The sequence below is a fragment of the Aminobacter sp. MSH1 genome, assembly GCF_003071665.1.
GTDB classification, from domain to species: domain Bacteria; phylum Pseudomonadota; class Alphaproteobacteria; order Rhizobiales; family Rhizobiaceae; genus Aminobacter; species Aminobacter niigataensis.
Window position 1 is genome coordinate 2,924,657 of sequence record NZ_CP026265.1, and the last position, 21,074, is coordinate 2,945,730.

At 66.2% G+C, this 21,074-nt stretch carries 19 protein-coding genes, 1 pseudogene and 1 riboswitch; of the genes and pseudogenes, 4 read left to right on the forward strand and 16 right to left on the reverse strand.

The window, feature by feature from the left end; genetic code table 11:
* Positions 1-20: 20 nt before the first annotated feature.
* The 5 genes from cysP to cobA form a co-directional block, all read right to left on the reverse strand.
* On the reverse strand, positions 21-1,007 hold the full coding sequence (gene cysP / locus CO731_RS14450) for a thiosulfate ABC transporter substrate-binding protein CysP (RefSeq protein ID WP_108607712.1): 987 nt from the start codon (positions 1,005-1,007) through the stop codon (positions 21-23).
* Positions 1,008-1,196: 189 nt separating this feature from the next.
* Entirely contained in the window at positions 1,197-2,207 is a 1,011-nt protein-coding gene (cobT, locus tag CO731_RS14455; protein ID WP_108607713.1) for a nicotinate-nucleotide--dimethylbenzimidazole phosphoribosyltransferase, read from the reverse strand.
* Positions 2,208-2,231: 24 nt separating this feature from the next.
* Complete coding sequence (gene cobS, locus CO731_RS14460) at positions 2,232-2,990, reverse strand: adenosylcobinamide-GDP ribazoletransferase (RefSeq protein WP_108607714.1); 759 nt, start codon at positions 2,988-2,990, stop codon at positions 2,232-2,234.
* A gap of 3 nt (positions 2,991-2,993) precedes the next feature.
* Positions 2,994-4,307, reverse strand: a complete 1,314-nt coding sequence (locus CO731_RS14465) for a cobyrinate a,c-diamide synthase (protein WP_108607715.1) — start codon at positions 4,305-4,307, stop codon at positions 2,994-2,996.
* Complete coding sequence (gene cobA, locus CO731_RS14470; protein WP_108607716.1) at positions 4,304-5,089, reverse strand: uroporphyrinogen-III C-methyltransferase; 786 nt, start codon at positions 5,087-5,089, stop codon at positions 4,304-4,306. Before cobA ends, CO731_RS14465 begins: the two co-directional genes overlap by 4 nt.
* 53 nt (positions 5,090-5,142) lie before the next feature.
* Here cobA and CO731_RS14475 point away from each other — a divergent pair, with 53 nt between their 5' ends.
* Positions 5,143-6,258, forward strand: a complete 1,116-nt coding sequence (locus CO731_RS14475; RefSeq protein WP_245439354.1) for a cobalt-precorrin-5B (C(1))-methyltransferase — start codon at positions 5,143-5,145, stop codon at positions 6,256-6,258.
* On the opposite strand, the gene cobM is transcribed toward CO731_RS14475, so the two are convergent.
* From cobM to cbiE, 3 genes are read right to left on the reverse strand one after another with little or no spacing between them, the layout of a single operon-like run.
* The gene (gene cobM, locus CO731_RS14480) at positions 6,225-6,989 is read right to left on the reverse strand and encodes a precorrin-4 C(11)-methyltransferase (protein WP_108607717.1); all 765 of its coding nucleotides are present in this window, start codon (positions 6,987-6,989) and stop codon (positions 6,225-6,227) included. The two genes, CO731_RS14475 and cobM, sit on opposite strands and share 34 nt — an antisense overlap.
* On the reverse strand, positions 6,986-7,372 hold the full coding sequence (locus tag CO731_RS14485) for a cobalamin biosynthesis protein (protein WP_108607718.1): 387 nt from the start codon (positions 7,370-7,372) through the stop codon (positions 6,986-6,988). Before CO731_RS14485 ends, cobM begins: the two co-directional genes overlap by 4 nt.
* Positions 7,369-8,601, reverse strand: a complete 1,233-nt coding sequence (cbiE, locus tag CO731_RS14490; protein WP_108607719.1) for a precorrin-6y C5,15-methyltransferase (decarboxylating) subunit CbiE — start codon at positions 8,599-8,601, stop codon at positions 7,369-7,371. The genes CO731_RS14485 and cbiE overlap by 4 nt, the downstream gene beginning before the upstream one ends.
* A 1-nt stretch (position 8,602) precedes the next feature.
* Here cbiE and CO731_RS14495 point away from each other — a divergent pair, with 1 nt between their 5' ends.
* Positions 8,603-9,370 carry a cobalt-precorrin-6A reductase gene (locus tag CO731_RS14495; protein ID WP_199914469.1) on the forward strand — a complete coding sequence of 256 codons (768 nt, stop codon included), beginning with the start codon at positions 8,603-8,605 and terminating at the stop codon, positions 9,368-9,370.
* Here CO731_RS14495 and CO731_RS14500 read toward each other — a convergent pair.
* The 8 genes and pseudogenes from CO731_RS14500 to CO731_RS14535 form a co-directional block, all read right to left on the reverse strand.
* Complete coding sequence (locus CO731_RS14500) at positions 9,334-10,098, reverse strand: precorrin-3B C(17)-methyltransferase (RefSeq protein ID WP_108607721.1); 765 nt, start codon at positions 10,096-10,098, stop codon at positions 9,334-9,336. The genes CO731_RS14495 and CO731_RS14500 overlap by 37 nt on opposite strands.
* Positions 10,095-10,847 carry a precorrin-2 C(20)-methyltransferase gene (locus CO731_RS14505; RefSeq protein ID WP_108607722.1) on the reverse strand — a complete coding sequence of 251 codons (753 nt, stop codon included), beginning with the start codon at positions 10,845-10,847 and terminating at the stop codon, positions 10,095-10,097. The genes CO731_RS14500 and CO731_RS14505 overlap by 4 nt, the downstream gene beginning before the upstream one ends.
* On the reverse strand, positions 10,844-11,476 hold the full coding sequence (locus CO731_RS14510) for a precorrin-8X methylmutase (protein ID WP_108607723.1): 633 nt from the start codon (positions 11,474-11,476) through the stop codon (positions 10,844-10,846). The genes CO731_RS14505 and CO731_RS14510 overlap by 4 nt, the downstream gene beginning before the upstream one ends.
* Positions 11,451-13,068 (reverse strand): annotated as a pseudogene (cobG, locus tag CO731_RS14515) (precorrin-3B synthase). Before cobG ends, CO731_RS14510 begins: the two are co-directional and overlap by 26 nt.
* Complete coding sequence (locus tag CO731_RS14520; RefSeq protein ID WP_108607725.1) at positions 13,065-16,838, reverse strand: cobaltochelatase subunit CobN; 3,774 nt, start codon at positions 16,836-16,838, stop codon at positions 13,065-13,067. Before CO731_RS14520 ends, cobG begins: the two are co-directional and overlap by 4 nt.
* 13 nt (positions 16,839-16,851) lie before the next feature.
* Positions 16,852-17,889, reverse strand: a complete 1,038-nt coding sequence (gene cobW, locus CO731_RS14525; protein WP_108607726.1) for a cobalamin biosynthesis protein CobW — start codon at positions 17,887-17,889, stop codon at positions 16,852-16,854.
* On the reverse strand, positions 17,886-18,296 hold the full coding sequence (locus CO731_RS14530; protein ID WP_108609846.1) for a DUF1636 family protein: 411 nt from the start codon (positions 18,294-18,296) through the stop codon (positions 17,886-17,888). Before CO731_RS14530 ends, cobW begins: the two co-directional genes overlap by 4 nt.
* Positions 18,297-18,364: 68 nt before the next feature.
* A riboswitch (cobalamin riboswitch) is annotated at positions 18,365-18,571 on the reverse strand.
* Complete coding sequence (locus CO731_RS14535) at positions 18,567-19,793, reverse strand: winged helix-turn-helix domain-containing protein (protein WP_108607727.1); 1,227 nt, start codon at positions 19,791-19,793, stop codon at positions 18,567-18,569. (Overlaps the previous riboswitch by 5 nt.)
* A 342-nt stretch (positions 19,794-20,135) precedes the next feature.
* On the opposite strand from CO731_RS14535, the gene CO731_RS14540 reads away from it, so the two are divergent.
* Positions 20,136-20,501, forward strand: coding sequence for an NADH-quinone oxidoreductase subunit A (locus CO731_RS14540; RefSeq protein ID WP_108607728.1), 366 nt, complete (start codon positions 20,136-20,138; stop codon positions 20,499-20,501).
* On the forward strand, positions 20,492-21,073 hold the full coding sequence (locus CO731_RS14545; protein ID WP_108607729.1) for an NADH-quinone oxidoreductase subunit B: 582 nt from the start codon (positions 20,492-20,494) through the stop codon (positions 21,071-21,073). The genes CO731_RS14540 and CO731_RS14545 overlap by 10 nt, the downstream gene beginning before the upstream one ends.
* Position 21,074: the final 1 nt, after the last annotated feature.

Here is a 21,074-nt window from a genome sequence, read left to right on the forward strand (position 1 = left end):
ACAGCAATGGGGGCTTGCGGTCAACGCTCGCCGTAGATCTCTTCGAGCAGGCCGCCCGAACCGAAATGTTCCTTCTGGACCTTGTCCCAGCCGCCGAAGACGTCCTCGACGGTGACGAGGCGAACCTCGGGGAACTGTTCCTTGAATTCGGCAGCGACCGACGGCTCGTGGACGCGGTTGCCGTGCTCGGCGGCAATGCGCTGGCCTTCCGGTGTGTAGAGGAAATCGAGATAGGACTTGGCGAGATCGCGCGAGCCGCGCTTGTCGACCACCTTGTCGACGATGGCGACCGGGAATTCGGCGAGCAGGCTGACCGAGGGGATGACGCTCTCGACCTTGTCTGTGCCGTATTCCCTGGCGATCGAGCGGGTTTCAGCCTCGAAAGTGATCAGAACGTCGCCGATGTTGCGCTCGACGAAGGTGGTGGTGGCGGCGCGGCCGCCGGTGTCGAACACCGGTACGTTGTCGAACAGTTTTGTCACGAACTCCTTCACCTTGGCCTCGTCGCCCTTGAAGGCTTCCTTGGCGTAGGCGGTTGCCGCGAGATAGGTGTAGCGCGCATTGCCAGAGGTCTTGGGGTTGGGGAAGATCACCTTGACGTCGTCGCGGACGAGATCGGACCAGTCCTTGATGCCCTTGGGGTTGCCGGCGCGGACGAGGAAGGACGGTAGCGAATAGAAGGGTGAGGCCTGGTTGGCGAAATCCTGCTTCCAGTCGTCGGAAACGAAGCCGTTCTTGACCAGGAACTCGATGTCGGTGACCTGGTTGAAGGTGACGACGTCGGCTTCAAGACCCTCGACGATGGCGCGCGCCTGCTTGGAGGTGCCGGCATGTGACTGGTCGACGGTGATGCCTGCATTCTTTGCGATGAACGCAGCGTTCTCGGCGGCGAACAGCTCACGGGCGACGTCGTAAGAGGCGTTGAGCAGCTTGTCGGCGGCGGAAGCCTGCAGCGGGCCGGCGAGGATCGCGGCCAGCGCTGCACCGACGAGAAGGAAACGTTTCATGGGGCATTCTCCTGAGACAAGCGGCAAATTGCTGAAGTAGGCCGCAAGATAGTCGGGAGGCTGTGCCAGGAGGAGGCAGAGGCCGGTTGCCTCTGCGTGCGTGGTAAGAATTTTCTTCTATCTTTTGCTCAATCGAAGAAATCGTTTTTCGAAGCCAAGTTTTTGAACCGTTGCCAGGGGAATGGCCGACTATTTGTCGGTGACGCCAGCTTCGGCGAAGCTTGCCATGCGGGCGTGGCATTCGAGCGCCGAGCGGACGATGTTGACGGCCAGGCAAGCGCCGGAGCCTTCGCCAAGGCGCATGCCGAGATCGAGCAGCGGTGCGAGCTTCAGCGCTTCGAGAAGCTGGCGATGGCCCGCCTCAGCAGAGACATGGGCGGAGAGCGTGTGGGCGAGGCCTTCGGGGTGAAGTTTCGCCAATGGCGCAGCGGCGGCCGTGACGACAAAACCGTCGAGCAGCACCGGAACGTTGCGATGTCTTGCGGCGAGCGTGGCGCCGAGGATGGCGGCGAGTTCGCGGCCGCCGAGATTGGCGGCGACGGCCAGCGGATCTGCAAGGGTGGCTGCGTGACGGGCGAGGCCGGCATCGATGGCGGCAAATTTCCGCGACAGGCCCGAATCGTCGACGCCGGTGCCGCGGCCGGCCCAGTCGCGCCCGGTGCCGCCGAACAAGCCCGCGGCGATAGCTGCAGCCGGGGTGGTGTTGCCGATGCCCATTTCGCCGAAGCAGATCAGGTCGAGGTCCTCGTCGACCGATTCATAGCCCGTGGACACGGCGGCGAGGAACTCTGCTTCGTTCATCGCCACGGTCTGAGTGAAGTCGCCGGTGGGGTGGTTGAGGTCGAGCGGGATCACCGAAAGCTCTGTGCCGGCAAGGCGGGCGAGTTGGTTGATGGCAGCCCCGCCACCGGCGAAATTTGCCACCATCTGCACCGTAACCTCCGAGGGGTAGGCCGACACGCCTTGCGCGGTAACGCCGTGATTGCCGGCGAAGACGATGACCTTGACACGATCGAGCCTGGGCATGTCGCGGCCTTGCCAGCGCGCCAGCCAGGCGGCGATGGATTCGAGCTTGCCGAGGCTGCCGCGCGGCTTGGTCAACGTGTCCTGGCGACGCGAGACGGCGTCGGCTGCGGCGTCGCTGCCTGTCGGCAGGTCGCGGCAGGCGGCGCGCAATTCATCAAGCGATTTGAAGGCCATGGCTGCGAATACTCCAGAACTGAATCAAGCGAGGATGGCGGATGCGGCGAAGAGGAGCGTGATCTCGGCAAGTTGCTGCAGGGCGCCGATGGTGTCGCCGCTATGACCGCCGATCTGGGCGAGGCAGAGTTTCCGAAATGCGACAAACAGCAACACGAGGCAGAGCGCTGCAACGACTGCACCGTTGAGCCCGAGCAACAACAGAGCCAGTGCGCCTATGGCGAGCGCGGTGATCACGACTCTGTCGGTCAAGGTGCCGACACCGGCCGACAGGCCGTCGAGGCGGGCTTGCGGCAACATCTGCATGAAAGACGGGATCAGCGCTCGCGAAGCGATGTGGGCGACGACCAGGCCGACAAGCACGTGGCCGGGCGAAGCCAGACCGGCAATCGCGCTCCAGCGCGCGAGGATCGACAGTGCCAGCGCGCAGGCGCCATAGGTGCCGATGCGGCTGTCGCGCATGATCTCGAGTTTTTTCTCACGCGTTCGCCCGCCGCCGAAACCGTCGGCGGTATCCGACAGGCCGTCCTCATGCAGGCAACCCGTGACCAGCATAGCGGCCGCCAAGGCGAGGGCCGCAGCGAGGCTGGGCGCGAGGCCGAGCAAAGCGGCGACGGCGTAAGCCAGCCAAGCGATGACGGCGACGACCAGCCCGACCAGCGGCGCCGTCCAGATGGCGTCGGCGAGCGACCGGTCCTTGACCTCGAAATGCGGCAGCGGCAGGCGCGTGAAAAAGACGAGGCCGAGGCGTATGTCGTCGAAGATGCGGCTCGACGCATTCATCGCTCAGCCCTTCGCAATGGCGTGGAAGAAGGTGCCGGTGACATGGCCGCGTCGGCCGCCGAAGCTGCCGAGCGGATTGCCCTGGCCATCTGATATCTCGCCCAGCGGCGTGTCGTCGCCACGCTCGATGGTCTGGGCGTAGTGGAACTCGTGGCCACGGATGACGCTGCCTTCGGCTCCAAGCGGGCAGGGAGCCGCAAGCCGTGCCTGGCGGTAACCGAGGTTCATCTTGCGCCTGGCGAAGCTGGTGGCATGGCCGAGCAGGCCGAGCATTTCGTGGGTGACGCCGTCGGCGTCCTCGATGGAGCGGCCGAGCACCATGAACCCGCCGCACTCGCCATGGACCGGCTTGGTTTCGCCGAAACGACGGGTGCCCGCAAGGAAGTTTGCGGCAGCCGCGAGGCGGCCGGGATGCAGCTCGGGATAGCCGCCCGGCAGCCAGCAGACATCGCAGGTGGTGTCGGGCGCCTGGTCGGCGAGCGGCGAGAACGGCACAAGCTCTGCCCCCTTGGTGCGCCAGTGGGCGGCGACATGCGGGTAGAGGAAGGTGAAGGCGGCGTCCCGGGCAAGGGCGATGCGCTGTCCCGGTGGCGGCAAGGCGGAGGATTGGTCGCCAGCCGTGGGCGCCAGCGGTGTCGCCAGCTCGATGATGGCGTCGAGGTCGAGCGATCGCTCGACCATGTCGGCGAGCCTGTTGATATGGGCGAAGAGGTCGGCGTGTTCCTCGGCCTGGACCAAGCCAAGATGGCGTTCGGGGATGGACAGCGTCGGGTCGCGCAGAATGCCCCCGACGACGGGCAGGCCGAGCGCTTCGATGGCGTCGCCGGCAAGCTTGCGGTGACGGTCACTGCCGAGCCTGTTGAGCACCACGCCGGCGATACGAACGTCGGGGTCATAGGTGGCAAAACCCTTGGCGATGGCCGCCGATGTCTGCGACTGGCCTGAAACGTCGAGCACCAGTAGCACCGGCAGGCCGTAGAGCCGGGCCAGGTCGGCGGCGGCGCCGGAGCGGCCTTTCTCGGCTGGGATGCCGTCAAACAGACCCATGGCGCTTTCGACGATGACCAGATCGGTGTCGCTTGCCGCGTCCGCTGCGAGGCGGTTGAGCAGCGACGGCGGCATCGCCCAGCTGTCGAGATTGACCCCGGGCAGGCCGGTGGCCGCTTTGTGGAAGCCGGGATCGATGTAATCAGGGCCGGATTTCGCGCCGCGAACGCGCAGGCCGCGGCGGGCAAGTGCGCGCAGCAGGCCGATGGTGACGCTGGTCTTGCCCGAGCCGGAGCGCGGCGCGCCGATGATTAGCCCACGCGCCGTCATTTTTGCCCCAAAAGTTCAGCGCGCAGCGAAACGATGCCGCCGACAACGATGAGGGCGGGCGAAATTACCTTTTCGCGCTCGGCGGTGGCAACCAGCGTGCCGAGCGTCGCGGTGATCGTGCGTTCCTCGGGCGTCGAGGCGTTCTCGACGAATGCGGCCGGCGTGTCCGCCAACAGTCCGCCGCGCAGAAGCTCGGCGACTGTTTCGGGCATGTGCGTCAGACCCATATAGATGACGATGGGCTGGCCAGTGCGGGCAAGGGCTGCCCAGTCGGGCCGGTCGTCGCTGACAGCCGCAAAGCCCGTGGCCAGGATGATCGCGCCGTTGACGCCGCGCATGGTCGCGGGAATGCCGGCCGAGGACAGGCCGCCGAAGGCCGAGGTGATGCCCGAGAGCACACGCCAGGGAATGTTCTCGCGGGTCAGAACCAGCGCTTCCTCGGCACCACGCCCGAAGACGAAGGGATGGCCGCCCTTGAGCCGCACGACCTTGCGGCCCTCGCGCGCCAGCTTCACAAGCAGCGCGTTGATGTCGCCCTGCGGGATCGACAGCCGGCCGCCGCGCTTGCCGACGAAGAACTTTTCGGCCTGCTCGGCAACCGCGACGATCTCGGGCGACACCAGCGCATCATGCACCAACGCATCGGCCTGCGCGAGCGCCGAGAGCACATCGAGCGTCAGCAGGCCCGGGTCTCCCGGCCCAGCGCCCGCAAGCCAGACTTGGCCGGGCTCAAGCACGCGCTGCTTGTAGTTCAAACGTGCGATAGCGTTTTCGAGTGTCATGCGTGTCGCTTTCGCCGATGACGCACAGGCTCGGCAAGCCTATAGATCGCGTCATGAATGAAGAAGATCGTCCGCTCAAGCGCGGCTGGACCACCGGCGCCTGCGCCACCGCCGCCACCAAGGCGGCGTGCCTGGCGTTGAAGACGGGGCAGTTTCCCGATCCGGTGGAAATCACCTTGCCGGGCGGCCTGAACGTGGCCTTTGCGCTCGCGAAAAGCGAGCGCGGCGACGGCTGGGCCATGGCTGGCATCGTCAAGGACGCCGGCGACGACCCTGACGTCACGCACGGCGCGCTCGTGATGAGCACGGTGCGGCCAAGCGCTGTCGGCAGCGGTATTGTCTTCAAGGCGGGCAAGGGCGTCGGCACGGTGACGCGGCCGGGCCTGCCGATCCCGCCGGGAGAAGCCTCGATCAACCCGGTGCCGCGCAAGATGATCGCCGGCGTCGTGACTGAAGTTCTCGGCGAGGGCGCCGATGTCGAGGTCGAGATTTCCGTCGCCGGCGGCGAGGAGATGGCGCTGAAGACGCTCAATCCGCGTCTCGGCATCCTCGGCGGCATCTCGATCCTGGGAACGACGGGGATCGTCATTCCCTATTCCTGCTCGGCCTGGATCCATTCCATCCATCGTGGCGTCGACGTGGCGCGCGCCATGGGCTTCGAGCATGTCGCGGGCTCCACCGGCAACGCCTCCGAGATTGCGGTCCAGAAATTCCATGGCCTGCACGAGGTGCAACTGATCGACATGGGTGACTTCGTCGGCGGCATGCTGAAATACGTCCGCGCCCATCCGGTGCCGAAGGTCACCATTGCCGGGGGCGTCGCCAAGATGACCAAGCTGGCGCAAGGTCTGCTCGACCTGCATTCGAGCCGTGGCTCGGCCGATCTCGACGGGTTGGCTGCGGTCGCTGTCGAGGCCGGGGGGGACGCCGCGCTCGAGGCTCGCATCAAAGGTGCCAACACCGTCGCGGAAGCCTTCATCGAGGCCAATAAGGCGGGCATCGCCATCGGTGACGCGGTGGCAAGCGCTGCCTGGCGCACGGCAGCGGCGGTATTCGACAATCCCGATATCGCCGTCGAGATCCTGGTCTTCAACCGTGAGGGTGAACTGATGGGGCATGCGCCCTTCGCCGCCTCTCATAGCCCGTCGCGGCCCCTGAAGCGGCGCTGATAATAGGCGTCGTAGAGCGAGCTTTCGCGAAAGTCCTCCGCCGCCAGCGACTGGCCGACGAAGATGATGGCGGTGCGCTCGATCGGGTCCTTGGCCAGTTCGGCCGCAATCGTCGACAGTGTGCCCCTGACGATGCGCTCGTCCGGCCAGGAGGCGCGGAAGACGACCGCGACCGGGCAATCCGGACCGTAATGTGGTGTCAGCTCCGTCACGACCTGGTCGATGGCGTGGATGGACAGATGGACGGCCAGCGTCGCGCCGGTGCGAGCAAAGCCCGAGAGGGTTTCGCCAGGCGGCATCTTCGAGGCGCGGCCGGACGTGCGGGTCAGCACCAGACTCTGGGCGATTTCCGGGATGGTCAGCTCGCGCTTCAGCGCTGCCGCGGCCGCGGCGAAGGAGGGAACGCCGGGGGTGAGCGTGTAGGGGATACCGTTTCTGTCCAGCCGGCGGATCTGCTCGGCGACTGCGCTCCATACCGAAAGATCGCCCGAATGCAGGCGCGCCACGTCATGGCCCGCCTTGTGGGCGGCGACATATTCGGCCTCGATCTCGTCGAGCGACATCGGCGCGGTGTCGACCAGCCGCGCTTCGGCGGGGCAATAAGTCAAAAGCTCCGGCGAGACGATGGAGCCGGCATAGAGGCAGACCGGGCAGGAGCCGAGCAGGCGGCTGCCGCGCACGGTGATGAGGTCTGCCGCGCCCGGGCCGGCGCCGATGAAATGGACGGTCAAGCAGGGGCTCCAGAGGTAGCGATGGCGCAGGTGGCGGGGCCGACGATTATGCGCGGGCCGAGCAGGCTCGAGCCTTCACCGGCGGCGGCGAGGGCTGACGCTTCCGAAACGGACGGCGTGCCTGCGGCCTGCTGCGAGGCCTGCGAATGGCTGAGCGTACGTGGCGCCGCGGAGCCGAGCGCCGCGTCGTCGATGACAAGCAGAGGAAGGTCGAGCCGCCGGGCGGCGGCCAAAATGCCCAGTTCGTCGCGCTTCAGTGTTGCGGTGGCGAGCGCAGTCAGTGCTGTAACCGCGAGGCCATGCGCTTCGAGCGCGGTTTCGATCGCCGAAAGGATGTCTTCGTGCGCCGCGCCTTTGCGGCAGCCGATGCCTGCGACCATCATGGCTTGACCCAGCTCCACTGCGTGACCGGCATCGCCGGCCGCCAGCCGGTCATCGTGCCAACAGGGGCGGCGCGGGAGACTTGAAGGCGCAGAAGCTCACCGCCGAGCGCGGCATGGCGGGCGAGCAGCAGCGTTTCCATTTCGAGCGTGACGGCGTTGGCGACGAGGCGGCCGCCGGAACGAAGGGCTGCGATGGCCGTATCGAAGACGCCTGCATCCGAACCGCCGCCGCCGATGAAGATGACGTCAGGCGTCGGCAGGCGGGTCAAGGCGTCCGGTGCAGCACCCCGGACAACCTTCAGGCCCGGCACGCCGCAGGCACTGGCGTTGCGCTCGATGCGGTCGGCGCGCTCGGCATTGTGCTCGATGGCGATGGCGCGCAGCGAGGGGTGGCAGAGCATCCATTCGACGGATATCGAGCCGGAGCCGGCGCCGATGTCCCACAGAAGCTCGCCACGGCGGGGCGCGAGGGTCGACAGCGTCACGGCGCGGATCTCGCGCTTGGTGATCTGGCCGTCATGCTCGAACAGATCGTCTGCAAGGCCCGAGGCCAACGGCAGGGTTCGTGCCTGCGGACTTGATTCAAGCTCCAGCGCCAGGACGTTGAGCGGGTTGATGTTTTCGAGATCGAAGCCACCAGCGGTCGTGACACGGATGCGCTCATTTTCACCGCCCAGCGCTTCGAGCACTGTCAGGCGCGATGCGCCGAAGCCGCTGTCGGCGATGAGTGCTGCGATCTGTGCGGGCGCTTCGCCGTCGGAGGTCAGCGCGATGACGCGCCCGCTCGGTTGCAGCAGCGGTCGGATCAGGTCGATAGCGTGGCCATGAAGCGACACCGTCTCGATGTCCTGCAGGGCCCAGCCAAGCCGCGACGCCGCCAGCGAGAAGGCCGACGGGGCGGGCAAGACACGCATCTCGGTTGATGGCACGACACGCGAGAGCGTGACGCCGACGCCATGGAGGAACGGATCACCCGAGGCCAGCACGCAGATTTTTTGGCCGCGCAGGGCAACGACATCGCGCATTTCGCTGTCGAAGGGCGTCGGCCAAGGCCGTGCTGCGCCGCGGATCAGTTCGACGGCGAGCGTCAGATGGCGCTTGCCGCCGAAGACGTGGGCAGCGCCTGATATCGCGCGCTTGGCCTCGTCGCCGAGACCCGCTACACCGTCCTCGCCGATGCCGACGACGGTCAGCCATTTTTGCGTCGGTGCGTCGAACTCAGCAGGCATGATGACCCACCGCATTCTGATCCTGGGCGGAACCACCGAAGCGCGACAGCTGGCGGCGAAGCTTGCTATGCGTGGCGATCTCGACATCACCCTTTCGTTGGCGGGCCGGACTGAAAAGCCGGTCGAGCAACCTGTGCCCGTGCGCGTGGGCGGGTTTGGCGGCGCGCAGGGGCTGACAGACTGGCTGGCCGAGCACAAGACCGACCTTCTGATCGATGCCACGCATCCCTATGCGGCGCGCATCTCGGCCAATGCGGCGGAGGCGGCGCGGATTGCCAGTGTGCCGATTTTCGCCCTGCGCCGCGCGGGCTGGGAGCCCGTCGAAGGCGATCTCTGGACGCTGGTCGACAATGCCGAAGAGGCCGTAGGTGCGCTGGGCAACAAGCCGTGCCGGGTTTTCCTGGCGCTCGGCCGGCAGGAAGTCGCGGCCTTCGAGACCGCCCCCCAGCATGCCTATGTCATTCGCAGCGTCGATCCGATCGAGCCGCCGCTCGGCGTGCCTGAAGCGACCTATATCCTGGCGCGCGGGCCGTTTCGCGAAGCGGATGAAAGGGCACTGCTCGAGGCGCAAAAGATCGACGTCATCGTCGCCAAGAACAGCGGCGGGCAGGCGACCTACGGCAAGATCGCGGCGGCGCGGGAACTCGGCATCAATGTGATCCTGTTCCGCCGACCGCATCTGCCCGACGTGCCGTCGGCTCCAAGCGTCTCCGCGATGGCCGAGATGGTCGATCATTTCGCAGCCCCGGCGGAAAAGCGCGGTGTGTAGACCAGCGGTGGCTTGCCGTCGCGCTCGATCAGGCGCGTCTCGGGCGAGCCGATGATGACGCAGGTCGCCATGTCGGCATTTTCCGCAGCGGCTTCGCCGAGTGTGAAAATCTCGATGCGCTCGTCGGGCCGGCCGGCGGCGCGGCCGAAAATGACGGGCGTCGTGGCAGGCAGATGCTTGCGCAGTGTTTCCAACGCGCTGCCGAGTTGCCAGGGGCGGGCCTTGCTGATCGGGTTGTAGAGCGAGATGACGAAGCCTGCCTGCGCGACCGCCACCAGGCGGCGCTCGATCACATCCCACGGCTTCAGATTGTCCGACAGGTTGACGGCGCAGAAATCATGGCCGAGCGGCGCGCCGACGCGGGCTGCGACGGCAAGCATGGCGGTGACGCCGGGAACGACCGAAAGCTCAATGTCGCGCCAATCCCTGGGCCCGGCCTCGATCGCCTCGCAGACCGCTGCCGCCATGGCGAAGACGCCGGGATCACCGCCGGAAACAACAGCAACCTTGTGGCCGCTTGCCGCCATTTCGAGGGCGGCGTTGGAGCGGGAGATCTCCTCGCGGTTGTCGGAGGCGACGCGCGTCTGGTCGGGGCGCAAGTCGAGCCGGTCGAGATAGGGCTTGTAGCCATAGAAGAAGCTAGCCTCTGTGACAGCCTGGCTGGCTTCCGGCGTGATCTGGTCCGGACTGCCGGGGCCGAGGCCGATGACGACGAGGCGGCCGCTCAATTGTCCGCTCCCGGCTTGCCGGCCCAGCCGGGCACCAGCACGATGGCGAAGTAGGGCGCCTTGTCATCGGTCTTGTCGACCAGCTTCATGTGCTGCGTGTTCGGCATGGTGCCGCGCTCGACATAAAGGGCGCGGCCGAGCTTGCCGGTCGCTTCCAGGGCCTTGCGGATCTTGGGCAGGTTGCGGCCGACCTTCATGATGACCGCGGCGTCGGTGTCGGCGAGGCGGCGGGTGAGCTCGAACTCGCTCATCGTGCCCGGCAGCACCGACAGGACGTCGTCGCCCTGGACGATGGGCACGCCGGTCTGCGACCAGCAGCCGGACATGGCGGTGACGCCCGGGATGACCTCGGTCGGATAGAGATGCGACAGGCGCGCATGCAGATGCATGTAGGAGCCGTAGAACAAGGGGTCGCCCTCCGACAGGATCGCCACGGTGCGGCCTTCGTCGAGATGGGCGGCCACGGTCTGGGCCGACTCTTCGTAGAAGCCGGTGATCGCTGAGCGGTAGTCGTCGTGATCCTTGTCGATCTCGGTGGTAACGGGATAGACGAGCGGCAGCTCGATCACGCCGTCGCGGAAATGCGCATCGGTGATGGTGCGGGCGTTGCCGTTGGCGCCGCGCTTGGCGAAGTGCGCGATCACGTCGGCCTCGGCCAGCGCGCGCACGGCCTTGACCGTCAAAAGCTCGGGATCGCCGGGTCCGGTGCCGACGCCGATCAGGCGGCCCTTTGCAGTGGCAGCGCTCATACGCCCGGCCTCGCCAGGGAGTTGAGGGCTGCAGCCGTCATGGCGCTGCCGCCGAGGCGGCCGCGCACGATGGCATAAGGCACGCCATAAGAATTCTCGGCCAGCGCGTCCTTGGATTCGGCAGCACCTACGAAGCCGACCGGCATGCCGATGATGGCGGCGGGTTTTGGTGCGCCGTCGCGCAGCTTTTCGAGCAGGTAGAACAGGGCGGTCGGCGCGTTGCCGATGGCGACCACAGAACCAGCCATCCGGTCACCCCACAGGTCAATTGCCGCAGCCGAACGGGTGTTGCCGACCTTTTGTGCGATCTCGGCCGTCTGCGGGTCGCGCAAGGTGCAGATCACTTCGTTGTCGGCGGGCAGGCGGGTGCGGGTGACGCCGCGCGCTACCATCTCGGCGTCGCAGAAGATCGGCGCGCCGGCCTTCAGAGCGCTGCGTGCTGCGGAGACGAAGTCCTCCGAGAAGACGAAGTGCTCGGCGGCCTCGACCAGGCCGCAGGCATGGATCATGCGCACGGCGACATCGGCCTCGGCCTCGGAGAAGCGCGATAGATTGGCCTCCGAGCGGATGATGGCGAAGGAGCGTTCGTAGATGGCCGTGCCATCATGGATGTAGTCGTAGGCGGCCATGTTCATTCCTGTGCCAGAGCTTGCGCGAGGCGCTTTGCGCCCAACCTTGCGAGGCAAGCGGCGGCATTTTCGTCCGGCTTGCGCGCTTGGGCGAGCAATTTCGTGAGGCGGCCCATGCCGCGCGCGGCTTCATATCCTGCGGTGTAGGCGGCCGGAAGGCCCTTCGCCGTTCCGCCGACGACAAATGCCGCGCCTTTTTCGTCACCGACGATGGTCAGCGCCGCTGGGCCGGGATGGGCGCAGCCCTTGGCGCAACCGGAGACGTGGAGCGAGAGTGTGGGGTCGAGGCCTGAGCCGAAGTCTGCTGCAATCTCGGCGGCGACGTCGCGGGCGGCGATCATGCCCGACGCGCAGGCCGGCGCGCCAGGACAGGCGGCAATGCGGATGCGGGGATCGGTGGGCGAGGTGACGAGGCCGAGGGTTTTGGCAGTGGCGGTGAGCGTGGCGGCGGCGGCGCGGTCGAGGCCCATGATGAGAAGGGTTCGGCTCGGGGCAGGGCGGATGCCGGTGGCGCCGTGTTCGGTCGCGGCAATGCAGAAGTCGATCAGGGTGGCGGCGTCGATGCTGCCGAAGGGCAGGGCGATGCCGAGCGCGATTCGGCCATTGGTGAGCGGCAGGATTCCGATTGGGGATGAATCGGTTGCGCTGGAGTGTTCAGAATTTGAATCATTTGCGCTGACAGCATCTGACGAGAGGTTGCGTTTCTTCGCGCCCCCCTCTGTCCTGCCGGACGTCTCCCCCACAAGGGGGGAGATTGGCAGCTTCGGCGCTTCCGTTCGTTCTGCAACCGTGTCGGTGGTCGAAAGTACGACGTTCCCAGACGAGGCTTCGTGCTTCGCTTCCCCCGCGAGCGCAGGCGCCGATGCAGGCCTGATCTCCCCCCTTGTGGGGGAGATGTCCGGCAGGACAGAGGGGGGTGGGAAGGAATGAGAGGCTTCCGGTCCTTTGGTGGCGACACGCACCGTCTCAAGGCTGAGGTCGCGCGCGCGGCCTTGCCGGCCGAGCGCCGCAATTGCGCGCAGGATGCCGAGCGTGGCCACGCAGGCAGCACCTGCGTCAAACTCACCGACCAAACGCGCTGAAGTCTCATCGCCGGCCGCCGACAGGCGCCAATGTTCGCCATCCACTGCGACAAGCCTGACGTCGCCCATGATGGCGCCAAGCTCGATCTGGCCACGGCCGTCAACGACGACAGATACCTTGGGGCCGACGCGCGTGGCGAGGCCAGCCTCAGCTATGGTCAAACGGATGGCTGCGGCCAATGGTGCGGGATTGGCAATTTCCTCGGGGTCGATGCCTGCGAGTGGGCTCGTGTCGATGGGTACGCCGGTGCGCACCGCAATGCCGAGCGAATCGACTTCCTCGGCCAGCAAGCCGGCGCTCGCCGCCGTCAGGCCCCTGATCTGGATGCTGCCGCGCGCGGTGACCTCGACGATGCCGTTGCCATGGCGCTGGGCGGATTCGCAGAGTCCGATCAAGGTGTTGGGCGCGAGTTCTCCAGCGAGCGGATTGATCCGGACCAAAAGGCCGTCGCCGGTCTGCATCGGCGCGGAGAGCGCCGGACAGGCGCCGCGACGGGAGAAACTCGTCATGCCGCGACCTCCCGGGCCTGCGCCTCGGCGATCAGGGCTGCGAGATCGTCGTCGATCGAGTTGCGCAACGGATGCCAAAGGCCGCGCCGGCGTGCGGTGGCAAAACGCTCGGCGATGAATTTTGCTGCCGCCGGATTCTCGCGCAGCATGAAGGCGCGAACCGCGTCGTCGCCGACATAGGCGTCGTGGACGGCCTCGATCAGTGCGCCCGGAATGGCGTTGGTGGTCTCGGCAAAGCCGATCAACCGGTCGACGGTCTCGGCGAATTCCGATGCGCCGCGCGGGCCGTGGCGCATCTGGCCGGCGATGAAGCGGGCGTTGGTGGCACGCGCGCGGACGACGCGGCCGACGGCTTCGGTGACCGAGCGCGTGCGCGGCTTGTGCGGGTCGGATGTGTCGAGCACGATGACGTCGGCGTTCCTGCCGAGCATTGCCAATGCTGCCGAAAAACCGCCGATGAAGGCGACATCGGCGGAGCCTTCGAGAATGTCGCGGCCGGGGTCGTCGCCGGTGTGGACGAGAAGATCGGCTTCGGCGATGCGGCCGGCAAAGGCGCCGGGCGCGGAGAAGCCTTCGCCGTCGCTGCCGCCATAGGCATGCGAGGCGGCGTCGAGATAGGCGCGGCCGAGTTCGTCGCGCGTGGCCCAGTCACCCGTCGACAGAAGGTCTTCGAGGCCGGCGCCATAAGTGCCCGGCGATGAACCGAAGATGCGCGGCTCAACCTTGCCCGCCGCGCGGGTGCTGGCAGCAAGCGGGTTTTCCGAATCGTCCTCGTCGCGGGTGGCAACCGCGCGGGCGGCGGCGTCGATCAGCGCGATCTGGGTCGGGAACATGTCGCGGAACAGGCCCGAAATGCGCCAAGTCACGTCGACGCGCGGGCGGCCAAGGGCGGCTGGCGGCAACACCTCGATGCCGGTGACGCGGCCGGTTGCGGCATCCCATTGCGGTCGGCAGCCCATCAGCGCCAGGCCCTGCGCGATTTCCTCGCCGCCGGTGCGCAATGAAGCGCTGCCCCACAGGTCGATGACCAGCGCGCGCGGCCAGTCGCCATGGCTCTGGAGATAACTGCGCATCACCTCGTCGGCCGCAGCCTTGCCGAGATCGAAGGCGGTTGGCGTCGGCATGGTGCGTGGGTCGGAGGTGAACAGGTTGCGGCCGGTGGGCAGAACATCGGTACGGCCACGCGCCGGCGCGCCCGAAGGGCCAGCCTTGACGTGGTAACTATCGAGGGCGGCGATCAGGTTTTTTCGCTCGGCCTCGGCGCTGGTGAGGCGGGCAGCGTCAGGCTCATCGTTTTCGGAACGGCCATAGATGTGCAGGCCGTCCTTGATGGCGAAATCCTTGAGGTCGCAGAGCCAGGCGTCGATGCGGCGCAGGGCTTCATCAGGCGCGTCGCTTCCTGCGACGCCGGCTTCGGCAGCAAGGCCGGTCTGTGCGGCCGTCTCGACAATGAGCTTGGCCAGTCGATCGCGGCGGCGGCGGTCGAGACCGTCGGCCTGGGCGTATTCGTCGACGAGGCGTTCGAGCTTGTGCTGGTTCTCGTCCAGTCCTGCGGCAGCGAGCGGCGGCGGCAGATGGCCAAGCGTGACGGCCGAAATGCGGCGCTTGGCCTGGGCCGCCTCGCCGGGGTTGGAGACGATGAAGGGATAGACCACTGGCAGTGAGCCGGTGACGATCTCGGGGAAACAGGCTTGGCTCAGCGCAACCGTCTTGCCCGGCAGCCATTCGAGCGTGCCGTGGGCTCCGACATGGATGATCGCATGGATGCCGAGCGACTTCTGCAGCCAGAGCCCGAAGGCGAGCAGCGCGTGGCGCGGTGGTAGCGTCGGGTCGTGATAGTCGGCGCGGCGGTCAGCCGAGCGCCCGCGATCGGGGGCAAGCGCGACGGTGATGTTGCCGAAGGTGGCTGCGCGGAAGGGGAAGGCTCGTTGGGTGTGATCGACGGAAGAGGCGGATGTCTTGCGCTCTACGTTGCCCCCCTCTGTCCTGCCGGACATCTCCCCCTCATGGGGGGAGATCAGGCTGTCATGTGCGTCATCGCCAATCGCCAACGATGCAGTAAGAGCGCCCTCGCCGAAGCTGCCAATCTCCCCCCTCGAGGGGGAGATGTCCGGCAGGACAGAGGGGGGCAACGTGGAGCGCTGACATTGCCTTGCTTCTGTTGCTTCGACCTCAGGCAGACCCCAAGCCGCCTCAACCGCGTTGCGAGCATCTGCGGGTAAATAGGCGGAATGCGCGAGATAGTCTTCGAGCGACAGTTCGTGCCTGCCAGTATCGATCAGGTCGAGCAGCGCGCGCGGCGATTCGGGAATCGCTTCAACCGCATAGCCTGCTTCTTTCAGGTCATGCAGCATGGCGAGCACGCTGTTGGGTACGTCGAGGCCGACGGCATAGCCGGTGCGGCCGGGCGCACTGGGATAGTCGGGGATGAGGATCGCGAGCTTGCGTTTTTCGCGCGGCGTCTCGCGCAGCCTGAGGTGTGCTGAGATGCGGCGGGCGACCTGTTCGACGCGGTCGGGCTCGGGCCGGTTGGCGAAGGCGCGGAAGCCGAGTGCCGGGTCGACCTCGCTTTCTGCCTTGAAGGAGATGGCGCCGGCGAGGATGCGGCCGTCCAATTCTGGCATCACCACATGCATGGCGAGATCGGCAGGCGCCAGCCCGCGCAGGCTGCCTGCCCAGGCTTCGCGGCGTGTGGTGGCAACGATGACCTGGAACACCGGCACGCCGGCGCGGTCGAACAGCGTTTCCGTGCCCGGCTCGGCGCCGGCGGCGAAAGCGGTGGCGGTGACGATGGCTGCGGGGGTCAGCTGCGCCAAAGCCGTCTCGACGAAGGCAAGCGATTCCCTGTCCTTCAGGCTCGACACGAAGATCGGGGCGGGGCGGAGGCCTTGCGCGCGCAGCGTCTCGACCAGCGCGTCGATGGGTGCGACGTCTGCGGCAAGAAGCATCGAGCGGTAGAAGAGGATGGGGATGATGGGAGTGCTGGAAGTATCCTGCTCTTTCGCACCCCCCTCTGACCTGCCGGACATCTCCCCCCCAAGGGGGGAGATTGGCCAACCTTTAGCCTTGTCGCCGGTTGGCGGCGTTGCAGAATTCGTGCGGAGGTCAGTAAAAGCTGATCTCCCCCCTAGCGGGGGAGATGTCCGGCAGGACAGAGGGGGGCGCGAAGGATCGCCAACATTTCCGGCCAAAAAGGCTTCCAGATCACTGAGGATGCCACGCGCCGGATCGTAGAATCCCGCCTTCGGCACAGTCACCGGCGCAGTGACGGCGCCTTTGCCACCAGCCAGCCCAGCCAGCCGGGCGACCAGCGCCTTCATGTTCTCAGGGCCGCCCTCGCGGAAGTAGCCGAGCAGCGCGTCGAGTTCTGTTCGGGGCAGCGTCGACGCCTCGATCAGCCGCAAATCCTCGTCGTGGCTTTCGCCCGGCAGCAGCGCCAGCGCGATACCCCTTTCACGGGCCACCGCCGCAAGCCGGTCGCAGCCGTAGCGCCACCAGTCGTGGCCGCCAAGGATGCGGACGAGGATGACCTTGGCGTGGCTGGCGACACTGTCGATCCAGAGGTCGACCGACATCGGGTGCCTCAGGTCGCGCAGGCTGGCGAGCCGCATCGACGGCAGGTTTGCCGCATCCGCCTTCCAGGCGTTGGCGAGGCCCGCCAGGTCGCTGTCGGTGAAGGACAGCGCCACCACATCCGCAGGCTTCTGCCTGAGGTCGACCGGCTCGATCAAATCGTCGAGCGAGGCGGATGTGGTGGTGAGGATGTGCATCCAGGCGTCCGGTTCAGCCGACCAGGATACGCTCGATGGCCGGGCGGTCGAGGCCCTTGAGGCCGATCACGACCAGGCGCGAACGGCGGTCGTCGTCGGCGGTCCAGGCGCGGTCATAGTAGTGGTTGACGCGCGGGCCGACGGCCTGGACCAGCAGGCGCATCGGCTTGCCGCCGACGTCGACGAAGCCTTTTACGCGCAGCACGTTCTCTTCCTCGGCGGCGGTAGCCACGCGCTTCGCCAGCTCATCCGGATTGGCGATCGACGGAATCTCGATGACGAAGGTGTCGAAGTCGTCGTGCTCGTGGTCAAAGGCGCCATCGTGGTGGGTCTTGCGGTTTTCGATGTCGTCCTCGACGGCGAGGCCGAGGCCGAGCAGCACCGAGGGGTCGACCTTGCCGTGCGCCGACGGCACGATCTTGACGGCACGTGCCAGGTGCTCGCCGACGATGGCGGTGGCGCGGGCGTGGCCGGCTTCGTCGAGCAGGTCGCTCTTGGACAGGATGATGAGGTCGGCGCAGGCGACCTGATCTTCGAATACCTCCTCGACCGGGTCGTCGTGGTCGAGCGAATCATCGGCGCGGCGCTGGGCGGCGAGCGCCTCCATATCGGAGGCCACCTTGCCGGCGGCGAGAGCGGGGCCGTCGACCACCGCAATGACGCCGTCGACGGTGACGCGGCTTTTCACGCTCGGCCACTGGAAGGCTTGGACCAGCGGCTTGGGCAGCGCCAGGCCCGAGGTTTCGATCAGGATGTGGTCGACCTTCGGCGAAAGCGACAGGATCTGGTCGAGGGCGGGCACGAAGTCGTCGGCGACGGTGCAGCAGATGCAGCCATTGGCCAGTTCGACGATGTTTTCTTCGGGACAAGCTTCGACGCCGCAGCCCTTGAGGATCTCGCCGTCGATGCCGACATCGCCGAACTCGTTGACGATGATGGCGAGGCGCTTGCCCTTGGAGTTCTCGAGGATGTTGCGGAGCAGGGTGGTCTTGCCGGCGCCGAGAAAGCCGGTGACGACGGTGCAGGGAACGCGTTCGACGGAGGCGGTCATTTGTCTTCCTTGATAAGGGCGAGGGGAGGAATGCGCGCGACGAGGCCGCGCTTGAGGCTGTCGGGCCGGCCGCGCCAGGGGATGAGGCCGTCGGTCGAGGTGGCGAAAAGCTTTGCGCCGGTGACGAGGTCTTCGCCCGACGTCGCGTTGAGGTCGCCGAAGACGTAACTCCATGCGCCGTCGCGGATCAGTGCTGCGCTCAGGCGTCGCTTGCAGTTGCCGAGGCATTCGACAGTGAGGACGTTGATGCCTTCGCTGGCCGCAGCTCGGCGGGCGGATTCGGCAAGTCTTTCTCCTGCGCGCGGATGCGCGTCCGACCCGGTTTCGTCGCGGCAGGAGGAGCAGACGAGGATGGTCACTTCCGCGGAGCGCGCGTCGTCGGCAGCATCGCAGGATGCGTCCAGAATTTCGACCGGGAGATTGTCGTCGAGTTCCAAAATACCAGGCTCCTTGCCTGGGACACCCGCCAGGCGATCGGATCAATGTTTGAGACGGCAGGTCTCCTGGCTCGCGAGTCGTCGCCTTCGCACCGCCTTCCCGGGAGGATATCCCAGTGGTTACCGGACTTGGCTCGTCGCTTACAGTTGCGGGGACAGCCGCGGATTTGACGCCAAAGCGCCGCACCGCATTCCCTCTTAGCCTCCGCCGTTGCGGGCGAAGGACCATCTGTCGGCGATTTAGGCTTTCGCGTGGGGTGGAGTCAACGCAATGGAACGACCAACAATGTCGCTCAGATCAGGTCCGAGGTCGCCGGCAGGTGTCACCTCGATGCGTTCGAGGCCGAGCCAGTCGCGCATCTGCTTCAGTTCTTCGTGGAGTTCGCTTGCCGTGTCCGCCGGCGCGCAAGGCTCGGCATAGGCGGCATGGACACGCAACACGCCCGCCGGACGGTCGGCCTTGAGGTCGACGCGGGCGACGATGCGCTCGCCAAGCAGGAAGGGCAGAACGTAGTAGCCGTACTGGCGCTTCTCCGCCGGCGTGTAGATCTCGATGCGATAGCGGAAGTCGAAAAGCTGCTCGGCGCGCGTGCGCTCGAACACAAGCGGGTCGAAGGGGGCGAGGAGGGCGCGTGCGTGGACCTTGCGCGGGATGCGGGCCTCGGCATGGAGATAGGCCTGTCGATCCCAGCCCTCGACACGCACGGGAATCAGTTCGCCCATCTCGACAAGTTCTTCGAGGCGGCCCTTCATGTCGGCAGGCGACAGGCGGAAATAGTCGCGCAGGCAGATCGCGGTCGCCACGCCATGGGCGCGTGCCGAGATGCGCAGCAGTTCGCGATGCGCATCAGCCGGAGCCGGGATCGGAAGTGCGTGGATGTCCGAAGGCAAGACGCGTTCGGGCAGATCGTAAAGGCGCTCGAAGCCACGGCGCGAATGGGTGGTGATGCGGCCGGCCCAGAACAGCCATTCGAATGCATGCTTCTCCTGGCTCCAGCCCCACCAGCCGCCGGAACCCTTGGCGCCTTCGATGTCGGACGCGGCGATCGGACCGCGGTCGACAACCTGGCGAAAGATCTCTTCTATGTAGGGCCTGTTCGCACGGCCGAACTTGGAAAGCCCGCCATACATCCCGTCCTCGGCCCGCGCCATGCGCCAGCGCAAAAGCGGAAAGGTCTCCAACGGCAGCAGGGAAGCTTCATGCGCCCAGTACTCGAAGAGCATGCGCTTCTTTGGCTGCATGGCATCGTCGAGCAGCGCCATGGGGTAGGGGCCGAGGCGCGAATAGAGCGGCATGTAGTGGGCGCGCACGACGGCGCTGACCGAGTCGATCTGCAGCAGGCCGATGCGGCCGAGCACGCGTTGCAGGTGGCGGCGGGTGATCGCGCCGGTGGGGCGCGGATCGGCAAATCCCTGGGCCGCGAGTGCAATGCGGCGGGCGGTGGGAAGCGAGAGTTTTTCCTTCATTGCGGCAAGCTATCGCAGTCTCCGGATGAGTGACGCAAGGGCATCAGAATCGGTCTTTGCTGCAAATGCTAGCAGAACCGCGGTTCCGGTCTTGTCAGGAGTGTAAACTTGAGTAAAAGACGAAGGAAATCAAACAGGAGCCACACGCGCAGGATTTTGGTCCAGTGGTGGGCTTTGCCCCGTTTTGGACAAGGTTGGGCTTGCTTCGCCCGACCGGCTGCGCTAACCGTCGCCGCATTGCAGCACGACCGTTTCGTCAGGGCAGGCGAGAATTCGTCGCGCTTCCGGAAACGGACACCGTGCTGTAAATCTGGTGGATAGGCCACCAACGGAATTCGCAGCATGAACGCTCTCTTGAGTTCGTATCTGCCCATCGTCATCTTCATCGGTGTGGCGCTACTCGTCGGCATCGCCCTTATCGTGGCGCCCTTCCTTGTCGCCTACCGAAATCCGGACCCGGAGAAGCTTTCTGCCTACGAGTGCGGCTTCAACTCGTTCGACGATGCGCGCATGAAGTTCGACATTCGCTTCTACCTGGTCTCCATCCTGTTCATCATCTTCGATCTCGAAGTGGCGTTCCTGTTCCCGTGGGCGGTGTCCTTCGGCGAGATCGGCATGCTCGGCTTCTGGTCGATGATGATCTTCCTGGCCGTGCTGACCATCGGCTTTGTCTATGAGTGGAAAAAGGGAGCGCTGGAATGGGATTGAACGAAGCCTCCGGCACCCTGATCGCGCCGAAGCCGAAAGGCATCATCGATCCCAACACCGGCAAGCTCATCGGTTCCGACGACGCCTTTTTCGGCGACCTGAACAACGAGCTTTCGGACAAGGGCTTCATCGTCACGTCGTCCGAAGCGCTGATCACCTGGGCGCGCACCGGCTCGCTGATGTGGATGACCTTCGGTCTGGCCTGCTGCGCCGTCGAGATGATGCACATCTCGATGCCGCGCTATGACGCTGAGCGCTTCGGCATCGCACCGCGCGCCTCGCCGCGCCAGTCCGATGTGATGATCGTCGCCGGCACACTGACCAACAAGATGGCGCCCGCCTTGCGCAAGGTCTACGACCAGATGCCGGAGCCGCGCTACGTCATCTCGATGGGCTCGTGCGCCAATGGCGGCGGCTACTATCACTATTCCTATTCGGTGGTGCGCGGCTGCGATCGCGTCGTGCCCGTCGACATCTACGTGCCCGGTTGTCCTCCGACCGCCGAAGCACTTCTCTACGGCATCCTTCTTCTCCAGAAGAAGATTCGCCGCACCGGCACGATCGAGCGGTGAT